General features: G+C 64.4%; 20 protein-coding genes and 1 other RNA gene. 11 read left to right on the top strand and 10 right to left on the bottom strand.

Annotation, left to right across the window (positions count from 1 at the left end):
* Positions 1–505: 505 nt before the first annotated feature.
* The 3 genes from VC212_RS18410 to cydB all read left to right on the top strand — a co-directional run bounded on the left by VC212_RS18410 (position 506) and on the right by cydB (position 3,497).
* A complete protein-coding gene (locus VC212_RS18410; protein WP_115529003.1) occupies positions 506–787 on the top strand; it encodes a hypothetical protein in 282 nt (93 codons plus the stop codon).
* 293 nt (positions 788–1,080) lie between these two features.
* Positions 1,081–2,490: a cytochrome ubiquinol oxidase subunit I gene (locus VC212_RS18405; RefSeq protein ID WP_323515022.1), complete on the top strand. Its 1,410-nt coding sequence runs from the start codon at positions 1,081–1,083 to the stop codon at positions 2,488–2,490.
* The gene (gene cydB, locus VC212_RS18400) at positions 2,481–3,497 is read left to right on the top strand and encodes a cytochrome d ubiquinol oxidase subunit II (protein WP_323515023.1); all 1,017 of its coding nucleotides are present in this window, start codon (positions 2,481–2,483) and stop codon (positions 3,495–3,497) included. Before VC212_RS18405 ends, cydB begins: the two co-directional genes overlap by 10 nt.
* A 107-nt stretch (positions 3,498–3,604) precedes the next feature.
* Here the strand turns inward: cydB and VC212_RS18395 are convergent, their stop codons facing one another.
* Entirely contained in the window at positions 3,605–3,790 is a 186-nt protein-coding gene (locus VC212_RS18395) for a hypothetical protein (RefSeq protein WP_323515025.1), read from the bottom strand.
* Between the two features lie 135 nt (positions 3,791–3,925).
* Entirely contained in the window at positions 3,926–4,567 is a 642-nt protein-coding gene (locus VC212_RS18390; protein WP_323515026.1) for a DUF6766 family protein, read from the bottom strand.
* A 249-nt stretch (positions 4,568–4,816) separates the two neighbouring features.
* On the opposite strand from VC212_RS18390, the gene VC212_RS18385 reads away from it, so the two are divergent.
* Positions 4,817–5,683 (top strand): SDR family oxidoreductase, encoded by an 867-nt coding sequence (locus VC212_RS18385; protein WP_323515027.1) that lies wholly within the window; start codon positions 4,817–4,819, stop codon positions 5,681–5,683.
* A gap of 519 nt (positions 5,684–6,202) precedes the next feature.
* Here VC212_RS18385 and VC212_RS18380 read toward each other — a convergent pair.
* A complete protein-coding gene (locus VC212_RS18380; protein ID WP_323515028.1) occupies positions 6,203–6,835 on the bottom strand; it encodes a DUF4142 domain-containing protein in 633 nt (210 codons plus the stop codon).
* A gap of 255 nt (positions 6,836–7,090) precedes the next feature.
* Here VC212_RS18380 and VC212_RS18375 point away from each other — a divergent pair, with 255 nt between their 5' ends.
* On the top strand, positions 7,091–8,254 hold the full coding sequence (locus tag VC212_RS18375; protein WP_323515029.1) for a zinc-dependent alcohol dehydrogenase: 1,164 nt from the start codon (positions 7,091–7,093) through the stop codon (positions 8,252–8,254).
* 116 nt (positions 8,255–8,370) lie between these two features.
* Here VC212_RS18375 and VC212_RS18370 read toward each other — a convergent pair whose 3' ends face one another.
* Positions 8,371–8,538 carry a hypothetical protein gene (locus VC212_RS18370; protein WP_323515030.1) on the bottom strand — a complete coding sequence of 56 codons (168 nt, stop codon included), beginning with the start codon at positions 8,536–8,538 and terminating at the stop codon, positions 8,371–8,373.
* Between the two features lie 473 nt (positions 8,539–9,011).
* Between VC212_RS18370 and VC212_RS18365 the strand changes: the two genes are divergently transcribed.
* Both VC212_RS18365 and VC212_RS18360 read left to right on the top strand, forming a co-directional pair.
* Entirely contained in the window at positions 9,012–9,263 is a 252-nt protein-coding gene (locus VC212_RS18365; protein ID WP_055847802.1) for a YkgJ family cysteine cluster protein, read from the top strand.
* 9 nt (positions 9,264–9,272) lie between these two features.
* Complete coding sequence (locus VC212_RS18360) at positions 9,273–9,488, top strand: hypothetical protein (RefSeq protein WP_055847800.1); 216 nt, start codon at positions 9,273–9,275, stop codon at positions 9,486–9,488.
* Between the two features lie 237 nt (positions 9,489–9,725).
* Here VC212_RS18360 and VC212_RS18355 read toward each other — a convergent pair whose 3' ends face one another.
* From VC212_RS18355 to paoC, 4 genes are all read right to left on the bottom strand, one after another.
* On the bottom strand, positions 9,726–10,043 hold the full coding sequence (locus tag VC212_RS18355) for a hypothetical protein (RefSeq protein ID WP_323515031.1): 318 nt from the start codon (positions 10,041–10,043) through the stop codon (positions 9,726–9,728).
* 316 nt (positions 10,044–10,359) lie between these two features.
* A complete protein-coding gene (locus VC212_RS18350; protein WP_055847794.1) occupies positions 10,360–10,572 on the bottom strand; it encodes a hypothetical protein in 213 nt (70 codons plus the stop codon).
* A 322-nt stretch (positions 10,573–10,894) separates the two neighbouring features.
* Positions 10,895–10,971: non-coding RNA, sX9 sRNA (locus tag VC212_RS18345), on the bottom strand.
* A gap of 230 nt (positions 10,972–11,201) precedes the next feature.
* Positions 11,202–13,415 (bottom strand): aldehyde oxidoreductase molybdenum-binding subunit PaoC, encoded by a 2,214-nt coding sequence (gene paoC / locus VC212_RS18340; protein WP_323515032.1) that lies wholly within the window; start codon positions 13,413–13,415, stop codon positions 11,202–11,204.
* A 461-nt stretch (positions 13,416–13,876) separates the two neighbouring features.
* On the opposite strand from paoC, the gene VC212_RS18335 reads away from it, so the two are divergent.
* From VC212_RS18335 to VC212_RS18320, 4 genes are read left to right on the top strand one after another with little or no spacing between them, the layout of a single operon-like run.
* On the top strand, positions 13,877–14,614 hold the full coding sequence (locus tag VC212_RS18335; protein ID WP_323515033.1) for a DUF3348 domain-containing protein: 738 nt from the start codon (positions 13,877–13,879) through the stop codon (positions 14,612–14,614).
* A 10-nt stretch (positions 14,615–14,624) separates the two neighbouring features.
* A complete protein-coding gene (locus VC212_RS18330) occupies positions 14,625–17,282 on the top strand; it encodes a DUF802 domain-containing protein (RefSeq protein WP_323515034.1) in 2,658 nt (885 codons plus the stop codon).
* Positions 17,279–17,944: an OmpA family protein gene (locus VC212_RS18325; protein ID WP_115529014.1), complete on the top strand. Its 666-nt coding sequence runs from the start codon at positions 17,279–17,281 to the stop codon at positions 17,942–17,944. Before VC212_RS18330 ends, VC212_RS18325 begins: the two co-directional genes overlap by 4 nt.
* A complete protein-coding gene (locus VC212_RS18320; RefSeq protein ID WP_323515035.1) occupies positions 17,941–18,597 on the top strand; it encodes a DUF2894 domain-containing protein in 657 nt (218 codons plus the stop codon). The genes VC212_RS18325 and VC212_RS18320 overlap by 4 nt, the downstream gene beginning before the upstream one ends.
* A gap of 367 nt (positions 18,598–18,964) precedes the next feature.
* On the opposite strand, the gene VC212_RS18315 is transcribed toward VC212_RS18320, so the two are convergent.
* Entirely contained in the window at positions 18,965–20,242 is a 1,278-nt protein-coding gene (locus tag VC212_RS18315; protein ID WP_323515036.1) for a DUF3526 domain-containing protein, read from the bottom strand.
* A complete protein-coding gene (locus VC212_RS18310; RefSeq protein ID WP_323515038.1) occupies positions 20,242–21,678 on the bottom strand; it encodes a DUF3526 domain-containing protein in 1,437 nt (478 codons plus the stop codon). The genes VC212_RS18315 and VC212_RS18310 overlap by 1 nt, the downstream gene beginning before the upstream one ends.
* Positions 21,679–21,684 lie beyond the last annotated feature (6 nt).

Here is a 21,684-nt window from a genome sequence, read left to right as displayed (position 1 = left end):
CAGTTGAGAATTGTGACGGCGGCGCGAAGAGTGCGCCTGCGTATCACCACGAGATTGCACGCTGCAGTCACGACCATCGTGATCGAACGGCGCCCTTCCCCCTAAGTCGAGCTCGCCGCGTCATACGCGAAGTACGCACGGCTGGGCCTGAATTTGCCAGTGCCAAGCGTCATGGTCGGGGTCGGTCGCCGCGCCGGGCATGCCGAAACGCCAAACAGTGCAAGGTTTGCCAGCACGGTTGCCGCGCATTCTTGGAGTGCGCAGCCGGGCTGAACTCAATAGATCAGTTCGCTTGTGCTGTTGCATCGCAACCGGTGGTTTGGCCGGAAGTGATGTGAGCTGATGCCGACAGCTGTATTAAACCAGTCGGCCAGTGAACGTAGTGGCCTGAGACGCGATCCACTGCCGGCGCGTGCCGTGTGGAGACGGCGTGCAGGCCATCCTCACAGCAACGTACTTTCAACGCGCAAACATTGCTCCCTGACCTAGCCGAGCGAGGTGTCTCATGCATGCAGTGTCGGTACATCGCCACGCCGATGTGCAAAACGAATTGACGTATTGGCGGGACCAGCATCGGCGTGGCCAATTGGGCTATCACTCCTTCGATGGCATCCCCGAAAGCACTGTGCGCGCCGTCTGCGATGCCTACAACGCGCAGCCGGATCTGACCGAACATCAGGCGATCAAGGCAGTGCGCGACGCACTGTGTCTGACCCCGGGTTCGACCAATGCGGCCCTTGCCGACTGGCTGGCACCACGCTGCCTGCGGCATTTACGCAGCGCGTAGTCGGCGCGCCGTTGCAGGCAACGCTTCGGCCGGCACGGATAACGGGCGCGGCAACGCGGCACTGCCACCTTGCAGTTGCGCTCGCTACGCCGGATCACCCTTTAGTGCCGCATGCGCACACGCTTGCGGTCCGCAGCATGACGAGGCGCAACGCGATAGCGCAGCGCTTTCCCGAGATGCTGACGTTGTACGTCAGCCCCGATCCACGATCACGATCACCAATGACCATCACCTTTGCCACGCCAGTGTCGCCGTGAACGTACCCACGCTCGTCCGGCACTAGGGAGATCCCTGTGGAAGCGCTGTTGTTGTCCCGCATCCAGTTCGCCTTCGTCATTTCGTTCCATGTGTTGTTCCCCGCCTTCACCATTGGCCTTGCGAATCTGCTGGGCTTTCTGGAATGGCGTTGGCTACGCACGCACGACGAGGGGTGGAAGCGGCTGTACTTTTTCTGGTTGCGCATCTTCGCCGTCTCCTTCGGCATGGGCGTGGTCAGCGGCATCGTGATGGCGTTCCAGTTCGGCGCCAACTGGCCGGAGCTCAGCCGCATTGCCGGCAGCGTGATCGGGCCGCTGCTGAGCTATGAAGTCCTCACCGCGTTTTTTCTGGAAGCGAGCTTTCTTGGCGTGATGCTGTTCGGCTGGGGTCGCGTGTCGGAGAAGCTGCACTTCTTTGCGACCTGCATGGTGGCGATCGGTACGCTGGTGTCCACCTTCTGGATCCTGTCGTCCAACAGCTGGCTGCATACGCCGCAGGGCTACGCGATGGTCAATGGCATCGTGCATCCAGTGAGCTGGATGCAGATCATCTTCAACCCATCGTTTCCGTATCGGCTTGCGCATATGGCGCTGGGCTCGTTCATCACCACCTGCTTCGTGGTGGGCGGTGTGGCGGCGTATTACTTGCGCAAGGGCGTGCATCTGACCGAGGCGGCGCGCATGTTGCGGCTGTCGGTGGCCTTTGCGGCCATCGTGCTGCCTATCCAGGTCATGGTCGGCGACCAGCACGGCCTCAACACGCTCGAACATCAGCCGCTCAAAGTAGCGGCAATGGAAGCGCACTGGCATAACGAAAAAGCCGGCGCCGGCGTGCCGCTGGTGGTGTTTGCGTTGCCCAATGCCGAGGCCGAGCGCAACGACTATGAAGTCGCTATTCCGCGTCTGGGCAGCCTGATCCTGACCCACAGCACCGATGGCGAGATCACCCCGCTGACCTCGGTGCCGCGCGATCAGCGGCCACCGGTGGCGCCGGTGTTCTTTGCGTTCCGCATCATGGTCGGCCTGGGTATGGCGATGCTGTTGCTGTCGTGGATTTCCGCCATCGCCTGGTGGCGCGGCCGACTGCATGCAAAAGCGCTGATCCTGGCCTGGAACGTGATGCTGCCGGCCGGCTTTATCGCCCTGGTCGCCGGCTGGTTCGTCACCGAGATCGGGCGACAGCCGTGGGTGGTGTATGGACTGCTGCGCACCGCCGACGCGGTGGGCCCGCAATCGACAGCCACCGTGGCGGTGTCGCTGCTGGTGTATGTGCTGGGCTACGCGTTCGTGTTCGGTTTCGGCATCTTCTATTTGACCAAGCTGGTCCGCGCCGGCCCGCAGCCCAGTCACGACGGCCCGGACGTGGCCGGCGGCGAACACACCCCAGCACGCCCGTTGTCGGCAGCAGACACCGCGTTGGAGCAGGAGAACGCACCGTGGAACTAAGTTACTGGTTGCCGGTGGCGTGGTTCGGCGTCATCGGCTTTGGCGTGCTGATGTACGTGGTGCTCGATGGCTTTGTGTTGGGGTTGGGCATGCTGGCGCCGTTCGCACGCGACGAGCAGGAAGTGGACCTGATGATGAACACCGCCGCGCCGATCTGGGACGGCAACGAGACCTGGCTGGTGCTCGGTGGCGCAGGCTTGTTCGCGGCATTTCCAGCGGCGTACGCGGTGATCCTGTCCGGGCTGTATCTGCCGGTGCTGTTGATGGTGATGGCGCTGGTGTTCCGCGGCGTGGCCTTCGAGTTCCGCTTCAAGGCGCATCGCTCGCGACGGCTGTGGACGCTGTCGTTCATCGCTGGATCGATCCTTACCGCATTCGCGCAAGGCATCATTCTGGGCGCGCTGGTGGAAGGCATGGCGTTGGAGAATGGGCGCTATATCGGCGGAGTATTCGGCTGGTTCAGCCCGTTCACCATGCTCACCGGTGCGGCCTTGGTGTTTGGCTATGCGCTGCTCGGCAGCACCTGGCTGATCCTCAAGACCGAGGGGCGCACGCACACCCTGGCGCGTCAATTGACCAAGCCGCTGGTCGGTGTGGTGGTGACTTTCTTGGTGCTGGTCAGCGCGTGGCTGCCGTTCCTGAGTTCGCACGTGATGGCGCGCTGGTTTGCGCATGGCAACTTCTGGTGGTTGTCGCCCATTCCGGTGGTGACCGCGGCAGTGGCAGTGGCGCTGTGGCGCAGCAGCGACAGCTCACGCAGCGATGCATCGCCGTTCTTGCTGACGCTGGCGATCTTCGTGCTGGGCTTTATCGGGCTGGTGCTGGGCATGTGGCCGTATCTGGTACCGCCGAGCTACACCATCTGGCAGGCGGCCGCGCCACCGTCGTCGCAGATCTTTCCGATGGTTGGCCTGGTCGTGCTGTTGCCGCTGGTGTTGGGATATACGGTGTGGTCGTATCGCGTGTTCCGCGGCAAGATCGCGGCGGATGTGGGCTATCACCATTGAGCCTGCTCCAGCGCTGCGCGGCGTGGAGTGCGGGCATGACATCGCAACGCGGCAGATAGCACAACGTCAGCATTTGCGGGCGTTGTGCTATCCAATTGCGAGAAATCTCAGCTCTTTTCCGATCCATCCGGTCGTTCGTAATCGTGCTCCGGGTCGGCCTTGTTCACGTCACGGTCCTCGTCGGGCATGTCGTGCACTTTCCAGTCCGCATCTTCGTTGCGTCTTTCCTGCGGCGTAAATGGCTTGCTCTGATCGGCGTCAGGGCCCCATGGTTTTTTCGGTTCGGTCCCCATCTGCATCTCCTGCGTCACGGTGTGATGTCACGCTAGGCAAAGGCACATTGCAGTGCGGTGAACGACGTTGTGTGATGGCGTGAAGTGCTCTCTAGCGGGTCCGCCTAGTATCTGCGCAGGGGCTTGCCACCACCATCATCCGCCGGTTTGCGAATGTGGCGCCTCGACTGGTTTGGATTGTGGCGAGTCCTTCTGGCGCAGCCAGATCGTCAAGACCACCAGTGAAAACACCGCCAGAAATTCGCTTTGCCAGTTTTGCATCGACTCGAACCAGAACCCGGCATCGGTGAAATGGTCGAGCATGCTGATCGGTGGCAGGCCCTTCTGTGCACGTTCCAGCAGCTCCAGCCGCCAGCTGCCGATCAGATGCAACACAAAACTCATCAGGAACAGGATGCCAAACGCGATCGCCAGCGAATGCTGGTACAGGCGCAGCCACAGTCCACCGGCACGTACCGGCCACGGCGCAGGGCCTGGCTTGATCGACGTGTGCTCTTGACCGGGGTCGAGCGGGCGCGATTCCGCGGACCCCACCTGACGCAATTTGACCGTCAGCAACACGTACATGCCCATCTGCAAAAATTCGCTTTCCCAATTCTCGAACAACGCAGACATGAAGTGCGGGCTGTGCAGATAGGCAGCCAGCTGCAGCGTCGGCAATCCATGCTCGCGCAGCTCCGTGTTGTAGGCGTGGAGCCCGGCATAGATCTGGCAGCCGATGAAAAACAAGGTCAGCGCAAGCAGACACAACGACAGCCCGTTACGGCGCAAAAACATGGTGGGTCTCCTGACAATTCGCTCAGTATCGAATGCAGTGAGCAAGAACACATGAAGTTCGCAACGACGCGCACGCCGATCAATGCAACGCCGTAACCGAACAGATAGCTGCGCCACCCACGCGTGGGTCGCCAGCACACGCGCTGCCGACATCGCCTAGTCCTGATGTTTACGTTTGCATGCTCACACTGGCTTTCACCGCAGCACTCGCGCGCTGCACGTCAGCGAACCCAATGTCAGGAGACGATCATGCCCGTACCCAATTACCCGCGTCCGCCATTCAAGCCCCAGCAGCAAAGCTTCCCGGGCCGCACCGAAAAGATGGACCCACGCCCGGACCACGGCGAAGACAGTTATGTCGGACATGGGCAATTGAAGGGCAAGCGTGCGTTGATCACCGGTGGCGACAGCGGCATCGGTGCGGCCGTTGCGATCGCCTATGCACGCGAAGGCGCCGATGTGGCCATCGCATTTCTGCCTGATGAGCAGGAAGATGCCGCCAAGATCGGAGCACTGATCGAGAAAGCCGGCGTCAAGGCATTGCTGGTGGGGTGCGATATCAGCGACCCTAGTCAGGCAGCCGCATTGATCGACAAGGTCAACAGCACCTTCGGCGGCCTGGATATCCTGGTCAACAATGCCGGCTATCAGAAATATTTCCAAAACTTCGAAGACATTACGTTGGACGAGTGGCGCAAGACCTTCGACACCAACGTACACGCCGTTTTCAATCTGGTGCAACTGTCTGCGCCCTTGATGAAAGATGGTGGTTCCATCATCAACACTGCATCGGTGCAATCGAAGAAGCCGACCCCCAACATCCTGCCTTACGCGGCCACCAAGGGTGCCTTGGCCAATCTCACCATCGGCCTAGCCGGTGTACTTGCCGAAAAGAAGATCCGCGTCAACGCAGTGCTGCCCGGCCCGATCTGGACGCCATTCATTCCCTCCGGCATGGACGAAGAATCGGTGGAGAATTTCGGAGCGCAGACACCGATGGGACGTCCCGGGCAGCCGGTGGAATTAGCCTCGGCCTACGTCATGCTCGCAGCCGACACGGCCAGCTACACATCGGGCACGCTCCTGACGATCTCCGGCGGCGCTGTCACGCTTTAACGCGCGTTATGTGATCGCGCCCGCGCCATCCGTAGGGGATGCGGGTTTGTTCGACCGAGATAGGGTTGCCGCTTGCTTGGAATCAAGCCGGCACCTGCGCGACAGCATGAAAAACATACTGTTCGGCTTGCCTATTCAATCCAACGCAAGACCGCACTGCGTCGGTTGCGCCAGGTGACTACAGTGCGCAATCGCGCACCATACTTCAGTCAAAAAGACAGGCAGCTTTGGCTGCCTGTCTTATCTACGTTGCGCGATGATCAACTTGGAGTTCAACGTTCGCGCCCACCAGACACATCACCCAGTATTCAAGGCGCCCGCCTGAGTCCCTGGTCAAACATCACGTTGTTGCTGGCACTAGAGCGGCTAGCAGAGTGTCACTGACTTATGTCAGATGGGCGTAGAAAGTACTTTCAAAATCGGTTGTACGAGTGGTACATGCCTCATTGAGCGGCGATCATGTCCACCTGCCGGCAGCGCAGCCGTTTATTAGCTGCTCTGCACTACTGCTAGCTGATCTCAGTGCGGCTGGGTCTGCTTCGCGCTGAGTGCCTTGGCATGGTCCAAATGCTCGGCGATGGTTTCGCGCGTGCGCTGCAGCTCCTTACCCAGATCGCTGGAGCCCGGCTCGCTGCTCAATTGTTTATCCAGCAGTTCCAGTGCCTGCGCGTGGCTGCGCACGGCACTTTGCAGATACTGCGTTTCGAATGCCTGCCCGTGCAACGCTTGCAGCTGGTCGCGTGCGCTCTTCGAACGCGCAGATGCGGCCTGCCCCAGCGGACCGCTGCGGTCTGGTGCGAAACGGCTGAGGTCGGTCAATGCAGCGCTATGTGCTTCATCCATCTTGCGTGCGAAATCCAGCAGCTCGCCTTCGACGCCCTTGACCACGGCCAGCTGCGCTAGCGTGCGCTCCTGCTCGTTGAAGATGGCCAGCGCGCCCAGCGCCTGCTGGCGGTCGCGTGCATCACCAACACTGGCGCGCAGCGGGTCGCCATGCGGCGGCGTGGTCCCGATGGAGGATTGCGCGGTTTGGCGATCCTCGCGTGCGCCCTGCTCGACTTGCGTGTCCGCTGCCAGACCCTGACTACGCTGCCAAGCCTTATATGCCACATAACCCACGGCGCCGGCCGTCACCATCTTGAAAAGTCCCATGCCTGTCTCCTGAGTGATCGCACGTGGCGATCATGAATTGTCGGGGTTGCATCACCGCATCCGCGTTGCAACGCAGTGCTGCGCGTGAAATCAGACTGCGAGCGCGCGGGTTATCCAGACGTGACATGCGCATCAACGCGATGTCGTCGAGCAAGCGCGTGCACACCGTGCGCACGCACCGTGCTGACTGGCTTAACGGCCAGATGCAAACACTGCTCTGCATTGCCGCGCCCCGTCGGCCTTCAGGAGATCCACATGCTTGCCCTCAACTACCACGGCTCACGCGACGTGCGGGTAGAAACCGTACCGGACCCGGTTCTGGTCGAACGCGATGATTTGATCTTGCGCGTCACCGCCACGGCAATTTGCGGCTCGGATCTGCATCTGTACCGCGGCAAGATTCCGGACCTGCGCCATGGCGATATTCTCGGCCACGAGTTCATGGGCATCGTTGAAGAGGTCGGCCCGGACGTTACCGCAGTCACGCCGGGCGACCGCGTAGTGATTCCGTTCGTGGTGGCGTGTGGGCGCTGCTTCCACTGCATGCTGCAAGAATTTTCTGCGTGCGAAACTACCAATACCGGCAAGGGCGCCGCGCTGAATCACAAAGACATGCGCCCGCCTGCGGCTTTGTTTGGTTTCAGCCATCTCTACGGCGGCTTGTCTGGCGGGCAGGCCGAATTTGTTCGTGTGCCCAAGGCCAACATCGGGCCGCTGGTGGTGCCGGATGCGCTGCATGACGAACAAGTGTTGTTCCTGTCCGACATCTTGCCCACCGGGTACCAGGCTGTCGTCGATGCGGGCGTCAAGCAGGGCTCCACGGTGGCGATCTTCGGCGCCGGCCCGGTGGGCCTGATGGCTGCAGCGTGCTGCCGCATGCTGGGCGCAGAACGCATCTTCATGGTCGACCGGCATGCGTACCGTCTGGACTTCGCATCCAAGGCCTACGGCGTGATCCCGATCAACTTCGACGAGATCGACGACCCGGCAGACGTGATCGTGTCGCAGACCGACGGCCGTGGCGTGGATGCCAGCATCGAGGCGGTGGGCTTTGAGGCCGAAGGCAGTGCAATCGAAACTGCGCTCACCAACCTCAAACTGGAGGGCAGCAGCGGTGTGGCGATCCGCCAATGCATCGCGGCTACACGGCGCTGCGGCGTGGTCAGCGTGCCCGGCGTGTATGCCGGATTTATTCACGCTTTTATGCTGGGCGATGCCTTCGACAAGGGGCTGAGCTTCAAGATGGGCCAGACGCACGTGCAAAAACATATGCCGTCTCTGCTGGAGCGTATCGGCAACGGTGAGCTCAAGCCCAATGCCATCATTTCGCACCGCATGCCGCTGGCCGATGCAGCGCAGGGCTACGCATTGTTTGACAAGAAGCAGGATGACTGTCGCAAGGTGGTCCTGACGCCTTAAGCGTCGTATCCAACTACATGAACCAGGAAGGCCCGGTCAGTGACCGGGCCTTCCTGGTTTTGATCGCCACCAGCGTTCATCACTCCTCGGCAGCTGGGGTGTCGTAATCGCCGCGCTCAGTCCAGCGGTTTGGCCGGCACGAACGGCGATACCGGGTCGCTGGCCGGGAAGGTTTCTTCCACCGCCTCGTCCTGCAGCGCGTCCTGCTTCTGCTTGGCGCTGTGGTCCTGGTCGTGACCTGCGGGCTGGTCGTGCGCGGATGGAGGCTGCCTGGATGTGTTCATTGCGGTACTCCTGATGCGTGCTACGGAAACCACCACGCTACGGCGCGCCATCAATGGCAGGGGTGAAACCCGTCTTCGCACCGGCGTGACAAAGGCAACGCGGCGCGGGCCTATTCTTCAGGCCAGTTGCTCAGCGACCGGGACGACCAAGGTCAGCACAGCGAGTCACCTGCATCGATCAAGCGGCGCGTCCAGGCGCCAATGCTGCCAGTCATCTCGGTGCATCCGCGCTTTGCCGAGTCGCGGGCGTGCGTTGCTGCCGGCGGGCAACTCGCCGAGACGCGCCGCTCAGCCCGCACGTCCCTTGGTGCGCGTTCATAGCGGGCCCTGCGGGCGCCGGTTCACATCCGACCGCGTGCAGGGTGTATGGTGCAACTGCGGCCGGAGCCCGGTGTCGCCTTCACTTCAATCTGGCCTTTTCCATCAAGAATCTCTGCGAACGCTGCGATGCCGTCTGTTGCCGGCTCACCGTCATGGTCGATCCAACCGACCGTATCCCCGAGCATCTGACCAGCGTGACACCGCAAGGCTGGCACGTAATGGCGCGCGATGAGGAAGGTTGGTGCGTGGCGATCGATTCCGCGCGCATGTGCTGCTCGATCTATGAAACGCGCCCGGCGATCTGTCGGCGTTTTGTCATGTCCGGCCCGTACTGCCGCGACGTGCGTGCCACCTACGACGATCAGCGCCGGCGGGGCATCCCCTTGACGCTCTACAACGCATGAGGATTCGCGATGAATAACTCCCGCCGCCAGTCGATGACCGTGAGCAACCAACCGGGCAAGCCGCGTTTGTCCGAACAGCGTCTGGCTGCCGACCTGGAAGCGTTTCAGCAATCCGGTGGCGCGATCGAGCGCCTGGGCGACACGCCGCTGCGCCGTGAGAAGAAGCGCGGCGCGCCAGACAATGCCGTGGTCACACCGGCCAAGGCGCCCGCCGACGCGGAGTAAGCATCACCTGCCAAGCGCGCGGTATTGCGTTTGCCTTTAACGCCGCGCATTCGCTGCGGATGTCGCACCACATGCACACCCGCGAATCCTTGAGTCAGTGAATCGACCGCGCCTTGTCTAGCGCCCGGCTGCCGTATGCACGCGACCGCACCATAGCGAACGCGCTGAGCGTTCTCCGCCTCGCCAACAATGTGTGTCCTACGCAGAAAGCGGCGCACTCGGCCGGCGCTAGCGTCATCACGCCAACGCCGTCTTCGCACACCCGTCGGGCAGGTCTACGTCCTTGCCTGCAGCGGCTTGCTGCCGCCGTATCGCCAGATAGCGACGCCATTGCGCACCCAGCGCTGCACACACTTCATCTGCCGCCAGCGCCCCATGCACGCAAGCCAGATTGAGCTCACGGTGCCAATGAATGCCGGATTGGCCGCCCGGCCAGGGCGTCATGCGATACCCCGCCGGCAGCATCACGCCCGGCAATGACGTGCCACATAGCATCTGCCCATCGTGCGGGCCACCGACCAGATGCACACGCACGCCTTCGACTGTTTCGCTCACACCTTGGCTCCTCAACAAGGTGCCGGATCACCGCATCCGGCACGGGTTGGGGGCACTGCTGCACTGGCGGGCAACGCAGGCGCGTCGCATCTCCACTGCCCAGCGCATTGCGATAGCGCCCCGACCGACACTGCGTGATCAGCGAAGATCACGAACGTGCCATCGATGCGCCAACCGTAAAAATGCGCACAGCAGGCGTGCGTGAAAACGACAGAAAGATGAGGTGAGCACGCGGATCCTCACGCATGCGACGGTGGCACAACGTGCACGGTGCAGTGGCGGCAGCCGCACGCCAGCACCAGACCGCGAGAGGCAGTTACAGCAGCTGCGCGCGATCGATGGCGCCGAGCCCTTGTGCCAGTGAGGCCATTTCGTTGGCCAGATTGATCATGTTGCCGCCGGCCTGCGCCGCCACGCCCATGATGCGTTGATAAGCGTCCCAGAAGTCCGGTCCACTGCCATAGGCGTCGTGGAACCCTTGCAGCTCCAAGACCAGCAGATCGGACACTTGCATGTCGGAGTGGTCCATTGCGTTCCTCGTTGGGGTGTTCCCCGGCCGGCAGCTTATACCCGTTCACCTTACAAAACAGAAGTAATTCGGTGACAGTGCGCGACAACCTGAATTGGTTAGAGAGACACGTACAGAGGCAGCTGGAACAGTGTATCCATCGCGCCCAGGCTCGCCCAACGGCACGGTTTTTATGCTGCGTAGATCAGTGCACAGCTCAACTGCACGGTCGTGCTCGTTAGTGTGCGATCACAGGCAAGAGGTCGTCAGAGACGCACATGACAGGTGATCTTGCGCTGCCCGACCTGCATCCGTATCGATGCGAAAAACTTCCAATCAGAGCGACTAACACCACATCGCGAGCAGTCGTCAGGTGGTTGCGGATGGCGCGCTCAGAACCGCAGTGTATGAGGGCCACATGCGCACCGAGCACGGGCCGCGCATGCCTGGCGATGAGCACCTTAAGTTTTGTTAGCAGCACGCAGTGTCAGGTGCGCTCAATCGCACGCACAGCAGCTAGCACATGGATGCATGCGTCCGCGGCTTGATGCATCGCCTCCATCGCCAACCCAACGCGCGATGGCTCGCTGACGGGCATTGGCGCCGGTGCATACACCGGCCGGCGCCACACCGCCTTTTTACTGCTGCACTTACCCCGCTCTGCGCGGCAGCTGCGCCAGCAGCTTGTCCAGCGTGATCGGATAGTCGCGCACGCGGATACCGGTGGCGTTGTAGATCGCATTGGCCAGCGCCGGCGCCACGCCGGTCAAGCCCAACTCGCCCACGCCCTTGGCCTTCAATGGCGACATGGTGGGGTCCACCTCGTCGATGAAATGCGCCTCCAGATGCGGAATATCCGCATGCACCGGCACTTCGTAGCCGGCCAGGTCGTGATTGACGAACAGGCCCAGCCGCGTATCCACCGCCATCTCTTCCATCAACGCCGCGCCCACGCCCATCACCATGCCGCCGATCACCTGGCTGCGCGCGGTCTTGGGATTGAGGATGCGTCCGGCGGCGCAGACCGCCAGCAGCCGGCGCACGCGGATTTCGCCGGTGTCGGCATCCACCGCCACCTGCGCAAAGTGCGCGCCGAAGGTCTGCTGCGCGTACTGCTGCTTGAGCGTGCCGTATTCCATGGCGTCCTCGGCCACCAGCTCGCCATGCTCGGCGGCCTGCGCCAGCGGGATGGCGCGGCCGCCCACATGCACCATGCCATCGGCAAACCGGGCCTGGTCTGCGGCAATGCCCAGGCGCTGCGCCACTGTCTCGCGCAGCTGCATGCAGGCGGCATACACGCCGGCAGTGACCGACGCAGCGCCCTGCTGCCCGCCCGAACCGGGCGTTTCCGGAAAGCTCGAATCGCCCAGCCGCACCACCACCTGCTGCAGCGGCACGCCGAGCAGTTCGGCTGCGGTCTGCGCCACGACGGTGTAACTGCCGGTACCGATATCGGTCATGTCGGTTTCGATGGTCAGCGTGCCACTGCGGTCCAGTCGCGCACGCGCGCCGGCCTTGGAGATCGGCGCGCCGCGAATGGCGCTGGCCATGCCCATGCCGATCAGCCACCGGCCATCGCGCACGCTGGCGGGGGTGGGATTGCGTTGCGACCAGCCGAAGCGCTGCGCGCCGCTGCGCAGGCAGGCCACGAACGGCCGCGTGGAGAACGGGCGCTGCGGCTGTTCCGGGTCCACCTGGGTGTCGTTGACGATGCGCAGCTGCACCGGATCCATGCCCACGCGTTCGGCCAGTTCGTCCATCGCCACTTCCAGCGCCATCATCCCCGGCGCCTCGCCGGGTGCGCGCATGGCGTTGCCTTCGGCCAGATCCAGCACCGCCAGCCGAACCGCAGTCATCCGGTTGGCACCGGCATACAGCGCACGGGTGGACAAGGTGGCGGGCTCGCTGCGACCGCCGCGCAGATTGCCCGACCAACTCTCATGCCCGATCGCGGTCAGCCGGCCGTCGGCGGTGGCGCCCAGGCGCAGGCGTTGGATGGTGGCGGGCCGGTGAATGGTGCTGTTGAACATCAGCGGACGCTGCAGGGCCAGCTTGACCGGCCGTGCGGTGATACGCGCGGCCAGCGCGGCCAGCACCAGATCCGCCTGCGCGGTGCCCTTGCCGCCGAAGCCACCACCAATGAACGGAGACAGCAGCCGGATGCGCTCCTTCGGCACGCCCAGTACCTTGCCCAGATCGCGCGTGCCCCAGTTCATCTGCTGGATGGCGGTGTGGCAGATCAGCTGCTCGCCTTCCCAGCGCGCGATGGTGGCGTGCGGTTCCAGCATCGCGTGTGCCTGGTCGGGGGTGCGGTAGGTGGCATCCACGGTGAACGGCGCGGCGGCATAGGCGGCGGCGAAATCGCCTTGTGCGGTCTGTGGCGGCCCACCGAACGGGGCCTGCGGCGCCACCGGGGCGCTGGCCTGCTGGGCGGCCAGGTCGTACTGCCCGCGCTCGCGCGCGTAACGCACCCGCACCAGCGCCGCACCCGCACGGGCCTGCTCGAAGGTGTCGGCCACCACCACGGCCACCGCCTGGTGGTAGTGGTCCACCTGCGGCGCTGCCAGAAACCGCTGCACGTAGAACTCGCCGGTGCCCAATGTGGGCACGTTCTGGTAGGTGAGCACAGCGATCACCCCGGCCGCCGCCCGTGCGGCGGCGGTGTCCATCTCGGTGATACGGCCCTTGCCGATCGCCGCGCCGACGATGTAGCCGTACGCCATCTGCCCGGGCTGGTCGTGCCATTCATAGGCGTAGCGGGCCTGCCCGGTCACCTTGAGCGGCCCGTCCACGCGGTCGACCGGTTGGCCCAGCACCTTGAGTTGGTCGCTGGGGTTGGGTCCTGCGGGAGTGTCGAACTTCATGCGGATGCTCCTGAGGGGTGCGGGCGGCCTGCGCCGCAGCGGCAGGTCTGCGATGGCGCCAGATCCGGCGATAGCGAGTGCCTGGGCGCGATGGCTAGTGCCTGGCGCGCGACGACAGCCCTGCATGGCGGGCGCCGGCTGCTCTGCTGTGGTTGTAGCAAACCCGCGCGCCGCGCGATGCCATGTAGGCGGCATGCGGTCATGAATGTCATTCATGAATCGGCGCAAGCGCAGGCGCCGCAACCGTCTCACCTGACGCTGCCGGCTCGACCGATTGCAGCGGCCGTCTGCGCTGACAACGCTCCGGCCAGTCACCTCCCGCCAGAGCCCGACTCCCGAATGACACCCTGACCGCAGTTCTGCCCAACCATGAACGTCACCAGCCACCGCAGCGCACGCCCGGTGTCGCCGGCCGACCCGCTGTCATTCCCGTGTAAAATGCGCGGTCTTTGACCGGAACAATGGCGAAAGCTGCTCCACGGGCGCCCCTCTCGGGCCCGGCGTTCATTCGCCTGCTCGCACGCCTCAGCGATGTCCGCGTCGCCCAGTCCAACCATGCGCTGGCCGACCGGCTGAGCCAGTGGATCGACTGGACACGCGCCGTGGCCGTGTCCAAGGCGCTGGATGGCAAGCTGCCCGAGACCGACGACCTGCCAGAACCGCGTCCGCTCGATGCCGACGCCTGCGCCCGCGTGCGCGCCGGCCTTGCGACCAGCAGCGTGGCCGATCTGGATGCGCTGGTCGCGCGGTTGCGCAGCGAAGCGCGCGCTACGACGGACACGGAGGCAGCGCCGCCCGTGCCCGACTACGCGCCGTTCCGGCAGCACTACCTGGCGATGCAACGTGCCATGCGCACCGCCACCGGCGATCTGCGTGGGCGGCTGCGCGACCTGCTGGCGCTGGTGTCCAGCGACATGGCACGGCTGGCCGAAGTGGATGCGGTGATGGAGCTGACCTTGAGCCCGCGCGAGCAGACCTTGTTGAACACCGTGCCGGGCCTGCTGGGCACGCATTTCGACCGCCTGCGCGAGGCCGCGTACGCGCACAGCGCGCCAACCGATCAGGAGATCGCGCCGCGCGCGGTGTCCGATGGCTGGCTGGATGTATTTCGCAAAGACATGCAGAGCGTGTTGCTCGCCGAACTGGATGTTCGTTTTCACCCGATCGAAGGCCTGCTTGCAGCGCTTCGTACCCGCTAACTGGGACGTCATGTTCAAAACTCTTGTACACGTGTGTGTGTTTCTTGTCGGCCTGTTGGCGGTTTGTTGGGTCGGGCTCGGCTATCTGGGTAACAACCCGTTGGGTGCCTGCGTCGCGGCGCTGATCGGCGCGTGTTATCTCGCCGGTGCGCTGGAGCTGTATCGCTATCGTCAGGCCAGCGCCACGCTGGATACCGCAGTGACCGGGCTCACCGCCGCGCCGTCGGCGCTGGACGCGTGGCTGGAGCAGCTGCACCCGAGCCTGCGCAATGCGGTGCGTCTGCGCATCCAGGGTGCGCGTGTGGCGTTGCCGGCGCCGGTGCTGACGTCGTATCTGGTCGGTCTGCTGGTGTTGCTGGGCATGCTCGGCACCCTGCTCGGCATGATGGCCACGCTCAAGGGCACCGGGTTTGCGCTGCAAAGCGCCACCGACCTGCAGGCCATTCGCGGCTCGCTGGCGGCACCGGTGGAAGGCCTGGCATTCGCCTTCGGCACCTCCATCGCCGGTGTTGCCACCTCGGCCATGCTGGGCCTGTTGTCGGCGCTGTGCCGCCGCGAGCGGCTGCAGGCCGTGCAGCGGCTGGATCTGAAGATCGCGTCCGAATTGCATCCGCATTCGGACGCGCACCAGCGCGGTGAAGTGTTCAAGCTGCAGCAGCAACAAAGCGCGTTGATGCCGGCATTGATCGATCGCCTGCAGGCATTGATGGGCAGCATCGAGCAGCAGAGCATTGCCGCCGACGAACGTCTGGCCGCACAGCAGGCCGAGTTCCATGCCAGAACCGAAGCCGCCTACACGCGGCTGGCCACCTCGATGGAGCAATCGCTGCAGGCCGGCGTTGCAGACAGCGCGCGCGCGGTTGGCGCGGCGTTGCAGCCGGCGATGGAGACCACCATGGCCAGCATCGCGCGCGACACCGCCGCGCTGCACGCGCAGCTGACCCAGGCTGTGCAACAGCAGCTGGACGGCATCAGCAGCGGATTCGATCGCAGTGCCAGCAGCGCCGCGCAACAGTGGACCACCGCGCTTGCCGCGCAGGAACACGCACAGCTGGCGCTCGACACGCAGCTGCAGACCACGCTGACGCAGATCGCCCAGCACACCACTGCATTGCAGGAGGGCGTGAGCACAGCGGTGCAGCAGCAACTGCATGGCCTCGACACCGGCTTCAAGGACAGCGCACGCACTGCGGCCGAGCACTGGCAGGCCGCACTGGCCGCGCAGGAGCGTACGCAGCAGGCGCTCATCGAGCAGATGCAGGCCATGCTGGCGCAGGTCGAGCAACGCAGCACCGCCCTGCAGGACAGCGTCGGCACCGCCGTGCAGCAACAGTTGCGCGCACTCGATGACGGCTTTGCGCGCAGCACCGCCGCCAACGCCGACACCTGGGCGTCGGTGCTTGCCGAACAACAACGCACCACCCAGTCGCTCGGTACGCAGTTGCAGGCCACGCTGGAACAGCTTGCCGAGCAGACCACCACCTTGCAGCATGGCGTGCAGCAGGCGGTGCAGCAGCAGCTGGACGGCTTGACCAGCGGCTTTGAGACCAGCACCGCCGCCACCGCAGCCACCTGGACCGCTGCGGTGACCGAACAGCAGCGCGCCAATCACACGCTCACGCACGACTTGCAGAACGCACTGACGCAGTTCGCCAGCACCTTCGATGCGCGTTCGAACGCGCTGGTGGATGCGGTGTCCAAGCGCATGGAGCAGTCCAGCAGCGAGACCGCCACTGCCTGGAGCGACGCGCTGGCACAACAGCAAGACGCCAGTGCCGCGTTGGCCACCCAGCACCAGAACGCGCTGGCCGCCGCAACCGCCAGCTTCGATACGCATGCCGCGGACCTTGTCGGCACCTTGCAGCACTCGCACACCGAGTTGCAGGCCGCGCTGGAAGCGCGCGATGCGCAGCGTCTTGCAGTGTGGAGCGATCGCTTCACCGCGATGAGCGCCACCTTGGCCAAGCAGTGGGAACAGACCGGCGAGCGCGTCACCCAGCAACAGCAGGCCATCTGCGACACCCTGGCCAGCACCGCCAGCGAACTGTCCACGCAGGCGCAGGCGCAAACCAGCGCCACGATTGCCGAGGTCTCGCGCCTGATGCAGATCGCCTCCGAAGCGCCCAAGGCCGCGGCCGATGTGGTGGCCGAGCTGCGCCAGAACCTGTCGGAAAGCATGGTGCGCGACACCGCCATGCTGGAAGAACGCAGCCGCCTGTTGGCCACGCTGGACACCTTGCTCAACGCGGTCAATCACGCCTCCACCGAACAACGCGAAGCCGTCGATGCGCTGGTCACCACCTCGGCAGATCTGCTGCAGCGCGTGGGCAGCCAACTCACCGAACAGATCGGCAGCGAAACCGGCAAGCTCGGCGCGGTGGCCGCGCACGTCAGTGGCAGCGCGGTGGAAGTGGCCAGCCTCGGCGAAGCCTTCGGCATGGCGGTGCAGTTGTTCAGCAGCTCCACCGGCGAGCTCAACGAACGTCTGCAACACGTGGCCACCGCACTGGATGCTTCGCTGGCGCGCAGCGACGACCAGCTGGCGTATTACGTGGCGCAGGCGCGTGAAGTGGTCGACCTCAGCATGCTGTCGCAGAAGCAGATCATCGAAGAACTGCGCCAGCTTGAGGGCCGCCGCAGCGATGCCGGCGCAGCGGAGCCGGCATGAGCGACGAGATCGAAAGCGATGGCGAATCGGGCACCCCGATCTGGGCCGCATTCGGCGACCTGATGTCGGTGCTGCTGGGCGCGTTCGTGCTGATCCTGGTCGGGGTGATCGGCGTGCAGCTACAGTTGTCCAGCCGTCTCGATCAGGAGGTCAAACAGCGCCAGGCCGAAGCGCAGCGCCGCAAGACCCTGGAACAGGCGCTGGCCGCGCCGCTGGCTGCCGGCCGCGTCACCCTGGTCGATGGTCGCATCGGCATTCGCGGCAACGTGCTGTTTGCGTTCAACTCCGATCAACTGCAGCCGGAAGGACGCGAAGTGTTGAAGTCGCTTGCGGCGCCATTGGCGCAGTACCTGAGCGCGCGCGAGGAACTGCTGATGGTCAGCGGCTTTACCGACGACCGCCCGGTGCTGGGCGGCAACCGCCGCTACGCCGACAACTGGGAATTGTCCGCGCAACGCGCACTCACCGTGACCCGTGCACTGATCGCCGAAGGCGTGCCGGCCGCGTCGGTGTTCGCTGCGGCGTTCGGCGCGCAGCAACCGGTGGACTCCAACGCAGACGAAGCGCGCCGCGCCAAGAATCGCCGTGTGGAGATCGCCCCGATCGCGCGCCCGTCCGGTGCGCAGCGCGCCGCGCCCACGCAGTCCGCCGCTACACGATGAGCACACCGGCATCCGCACGCGCGCGCCTGGAGCGTTGGCGCAGCCAGGGCGCCGATCGGCTGGACCCGGTGCGCTTCCATCTCATGCAGACCCTGGCGACGCGTGCCGAAACGCAGGCCGATGCAGTGCGTGCGGTGCTGGAACAAACGCTTGCCGGCCTGGTCGATGCGTATGCAGCCACTATCAAGAAAACTGCGCGCGGCACGAAGGCCGGCGTTGCGTCGCAGCCAACGCAGCGTAGCCCGCTCGGTGCCCTGACCGACCAGCTGGCAGGCCACGCCGCGTTGATGGAGGTGGACAGCAGAAAGACCGCGGCCACCGATGCGCAGCTGTTTCCGGAGCTGCCGGCGCTGGACGATTTCCGCCGCACCTGGACCACGGTGCGCACCGCCAGCCAGGTGCGTCAATCGCTGCAGGACGCCCCCAAGGATGCCGGCCCGCTCAATTCCAGCGTGCTGGTGCATCGCTGCATCACCCTGATGCGCGAACGCTCGCCCGGCTATCTGCAGCACTTCCTCGGCTATGTCGATGCGTTGTCGTGGCTGGAGCAGATGCAACACGGCGGCGTGCTGGCCGACGAAACGGCCGCACCACTTGCCCCCGGCAAGAAGCGCAGCCGTAGTGGCACGTCGAAGCGGCGCAGCGCTGGGTGATTGCGGTGCTTGCGTCATTCACTGTGCAAGGTATTTACCCACCACCACATGTCGTGCGGCGCTGCTGCGCTAGCGTCAAAACATCTTGATCGAGCCGCCGACGCTGCATCGTCTACGTGGCTGATAGAGACACCGACCGATCAAGAGATCGCATCGAGCTGCATCGTCAGGCCCCGGCATACCTTCCACGACGCGCAACGCAGACGCACGTCCTGGCGACTACTGGGAGCGGTTAAAAAACTGATCGGGCCATCGTCCGGTGAGTGTGGACCGCATACTCAGAAGCAGAGCCTGCGAGTGGCGCATGCCGCACCGAGCACCAGCCGCGCCTGCCTGGCGGTAGGCGCAGTTGTTTCGTTAGCCGCGCTTAGCTGCCCTGCGGCGCAGGCTTGACGGCAGCATCGAAACGCGGCGCACGCGGGAAGTCGTCGCGTGTAAACGGCCGGTCGCGGAACAGGTACCCGTAATAGAACGTACGCAATGCCTGGTGATAGGCGCGAATGCGATCCTGATAGGCCAGCTGCGCCTGCAGATCGGTGTGCGCCAAGCGCGTGAGCGCGGCCTGCACTGCCACCGGCGGCAACACACTGGCCACGCGCCGCGCGAGCGCTTCGCGGCGCAGCAAGCCCTGCCGATAGGCGGCGACCTGCGGGGCGACCTGCTGATCGCCGTTTTCGTGGAAGGCGAAATACCACTTGTAGTGAAACGCATCGGTCAACGGCGGCGAATCCGCCCACTGCGGATTGCCTGCGTAGAACCGCTGCAACGTGGCCTGGCGTGGAATATCCCAGGCATGGTTCACCGCCTCGCGTTGCAGCCGCGCAATTTCGGTGCCCTGATTGACCGGTACTGCCTGATTGATCGCCACATGCGCCAAGGCCGGCGCCACCAGCGCCAGCACCACCCAACAGGTGGCCAGCGCTGTCGCATGCGCGGCCGGCCGCCAACGGATGCGACCCACCACCACCGCCAGCAGCACCCAGAACAGCAGATAGGCGCAGGTCAGCGCCAGTATTGCCAGTTGCTGCAGCAGCGGCACCGCATTGAGACTTGCAGCGATTGCGAACGGCACGCACAAACAGGCCAGCACCGCCACCGCACGCACCACCACGCGGCGCACCAGCAAGGCGGTGCCCGCGCCTGGCAATGCCGCCAACATGCGCGCACGCCCGGCCTCGCGCTCGCCGGAGCGCAGATCGAACAGCAACGCGATCACGAACAGCGGTAACAGAAACACCAGTACAAAGGCGTAATCGAAACGCCCGGCCAGCGCCAGCTCGGGGTTATAACTGTCGCCATCATAAATCTGCGCTTCCAGACCCAGCGCGCGTATCCGCAAGATGTACGGCGCCACATCGCGCATGCCCACTGCGGCGAAGGCCAATGGCGATGGCGTGTCCCAGGTCGGGTGGAAACTGTAGTACGCCGCGCTGCCGGCATCGTTGGAGCGCGCGACATACGCTTCCACTGCCGCGCTGTCTTCCTGTTGCAGCGCTGCGATGCGTGCGATGTTGGCGCGTTGCGCGTCGATGACGTGCTGCCCGGAGAGCAGGCTGCACACCGTCAGCAGGGTGAGCAGCAGCAACCCGGCCACGGCCGCGCGTGCGCGTAGCAACAACAACGCTTCGTATTTCCACAGCACCATCAGCGTGCCACTCCCACGCGCCGCCCGGCGGCCAGCAATATGCACAAGACGGCCAGCATCCACGCCGCGATCAGACCCAGCGGAGCACCTGCCGCGCCTACGACGTCGGCATTGGACGCCGGGGTAAAGGTAAAGACCGGAATGCGCTGCCAATGCGCCGACGCAATGCGCTTGCGTTGATCGGCACCGGCATCCTGCGCGGTGTCGTCGGCAATGCTCACTGCATCGGCCTGCAGCTGATTGAGCTGTTGCACCAGCGTGTAACGGTACCGCTCGGCCTGTACGAGAAAGCGTTCGTGCGCACGCAGATCGGTTTCCGCCAGAGTCATCGAAATCTCGCGCAACGCTACCGTCGGGCTCAGCAAGGCAAACGTGCGCACCAGCAGGTTCTGCTGCTGCTGGATGCGTGCATCGCGCGCCGCGTAGCGTTCGAACAGGCTGGCGGTGAGCCGCTCGCCTTCCAGTGCCAGCAACCCTTTGTAATTGACCGGCAGGTCTTCCACCCGTTGCACGCCGTAACGCGCCAGCACCTGTTGTTTGAACTGCGCAAAGTGCGGGTCGTCCGGGTTGTGGCTGTCGCCGAGCGTGCGCAGGTCGCGCTGGATCGCCACATCGGTTTCCAACCGTGTGGGCAGCCGGTACGCCGCACTGGCCACATCCGGCGCCACGCGCGGCACCAGCAGGGCCAGCCACACCCACAACGCCAGCGACACCAGCAGCGCATCGCGGCCGCGCCGGCACAGCATCGACACCGCCAACACCAAGCCACACCACACCAGCAGATACACGCCATAGGCCAGCACCAGCAGCGCGACCAGCACCGCCTGGCCCGGCAACAACGCGATCGGTATCAGGCCGACCAAGGCCGGCAACAGACAGACGCCGGCCACGGCGGCCAGCGCGAGATATTTGCCGCCAAGCAGTTGCCGGCGCGTGGCGCCCTGCAGCAGCAACACGCGCAGCGTGCCGGTCTCCTGTTCGCGGGCCACCGCGCCATACCCCAGAAACACCAGCATCAACGGTGCCAGCACCTGCAGCACGAAGGCCGGTGTCAGTTGACCGAAGCGCACCAGCAGCGAGCTCTGACGCACATCGCCAAAGTTGGCGGTGTTCTGACGATGGCCTTCCAGAAACATGCTGTTGCCGGTGAAGGCATCCACGCCCGAATCGAACGCGGCCAGTGCCGGCAACGGGCGATAGATGAAATGACCGTAATGCACCACCCGATGTGGGTGACGGTCCGGCTGCGCGTCGAAGGCCTGCTGCGCGGCCTGTTGCTGACGCGCACGGAATTCGGTGACCTCACGCTGGTGATGCGCGGCGGTCAAAGCCGCCACCAAGGTCAGCAGCATCAGCAACACTACGCCGATGGCGGCGGAGCGATTGCGGGCCATGAAACGCAGCTCTTCGCGCGCGACCAACCACACAGGACTCATGCATGC

Origin of the sequence: Xanthomonas sp. WHRI 8932A (assembly GCF_035012785.1) — a bacterium.
In the GTDB taxonomy this organism is placed as follows: Bacteria; Pseudomonadota; Gammaproteobacteria; order Xanthomonadales; family Xanthomonadaceae; genus Xanthomonas.
Note: the sequence above shows the minus strand (reverse complement) of the source record. Positions and strands in the feature narration are given on the sequence as shown.

Bases quoted from the DNA above. Each gene is read 5' to 3' on its own strand.
- VC212_RS18410 (WP_115529003.1), top strand. From the start codon at position 506: ATGCATGCAGTGTCGGTACATCGCCACGCCGATGTGCAAAACGAATTG.
- VC212_RS18395 (WP_323515025.1), bottom strand. From the start codon at position 3,790: ATGGGGACCGAACCGAAAAAACCATGGGGCCCTGACGCCGATCAGAGC.
- VC212_RS18390 (WP_323515026.1), bottom strand. From the start codon at position 4,567: ATGTTTTTGCGCCGTAACGGGCTGTCGTTGTGTCTGCTTGCGCTGACC.
- VC212_RS18385 (WP_323515027.1), top strand. From the start codon at position 4,817: ATGCCCGTACCCAATTACCCGCGTCCGCCATTCAAGCCCCAGCAGCAA.
- VC212_RS18380 (WP_323515028.1), bottom strand. From the start codon at position 6,835: ATGGGACTTTTCAAGATGGTGACGGCCGGCGCCGTGGGTTATGTGGCA.
- VC212_RS18375 (WP_323515029.1), top strand. From the start codon at position 7,091: ATGCTTGCCCTCAACTACCACGGCTCACGCGACGTGCGGGTAGAAACC.
- VC212_RS18370 (WP_323515030.1), bottom strand. From the start codon at position 8,538: ATGAACACATCCAGGCAGCCTCCATCCGCGCACGACCAGCCCGCAGGT.
- VC212_RS18365 (WP_055847802.1), top strand. From the start codon at position 9,012: ATGGTCGATCCAACCGACCGTATCCCCGAGCATCTGACCAGCGTGACA.
- VC212_RS18360 (WP_055847800.1), top strand. From the start codon at position 9,273: ATGAATAACTCCCGCCGCCAGTCGATGACCGTGAGCAACCAACCGGGC.
- VC212_RS18350 (WP_055847794.1), bottom strand. From the start codon at position 10,572: ATGGACCACTCCGACATGCAAGTGTCCGATCTGCTGGTCTTGGAGCTG.
- paoC (WP_323515032.1), bottom strand. From the start codon at position 13,415: ATGAAGTTCGACACTCCCGCAGGACCCAACCCCAGCGACCAACTCAAG.
- VC212_RS18335 (WP_323515033.1), top strand. From the start codon at position 13,877: ATGGCGAAAGCTGCTCCACGGGCGCCCCTCTCGGGCCCGGCGTTCATT.
- VC212_RS18330 (WP_323515034.1), top strand. From the start codon at position 14,625: ATGTTCAAAACTCTTGTACACGTGTGTGTGTTTCTTGTCGGCCTGTTG.
- VC212_RS18325 (WP_115529014.1), top strand. From the start codon at position 17,279: ATGAGCGACGAGATCGAAAGCGATGGCGAATCGGGCACCCCGATCTGG.
- VC212_RS18320 (WP_323515035.1), top strand. From the start codon at position 17,941: ATGAGCACACCGGCATCCGCACGCGCGCGCCTGGAGCGTTGGCGCAGC.
- VC212_RS18315 (WP_323515036.1), bottom strand. From the start codon at position 20,242: ATGGTGCTGTGGAAATACGAAGCGTTGTTGTTGCTACGCGCACGCGCG.
- VC212_RS18310 (WP_323515038.1), bottom strand. From the start codon at position 21,678: ATGAGTCCTGTGTGGTTGGTCGCGCGCGAAGAGCTGCGTTTCATGGCC.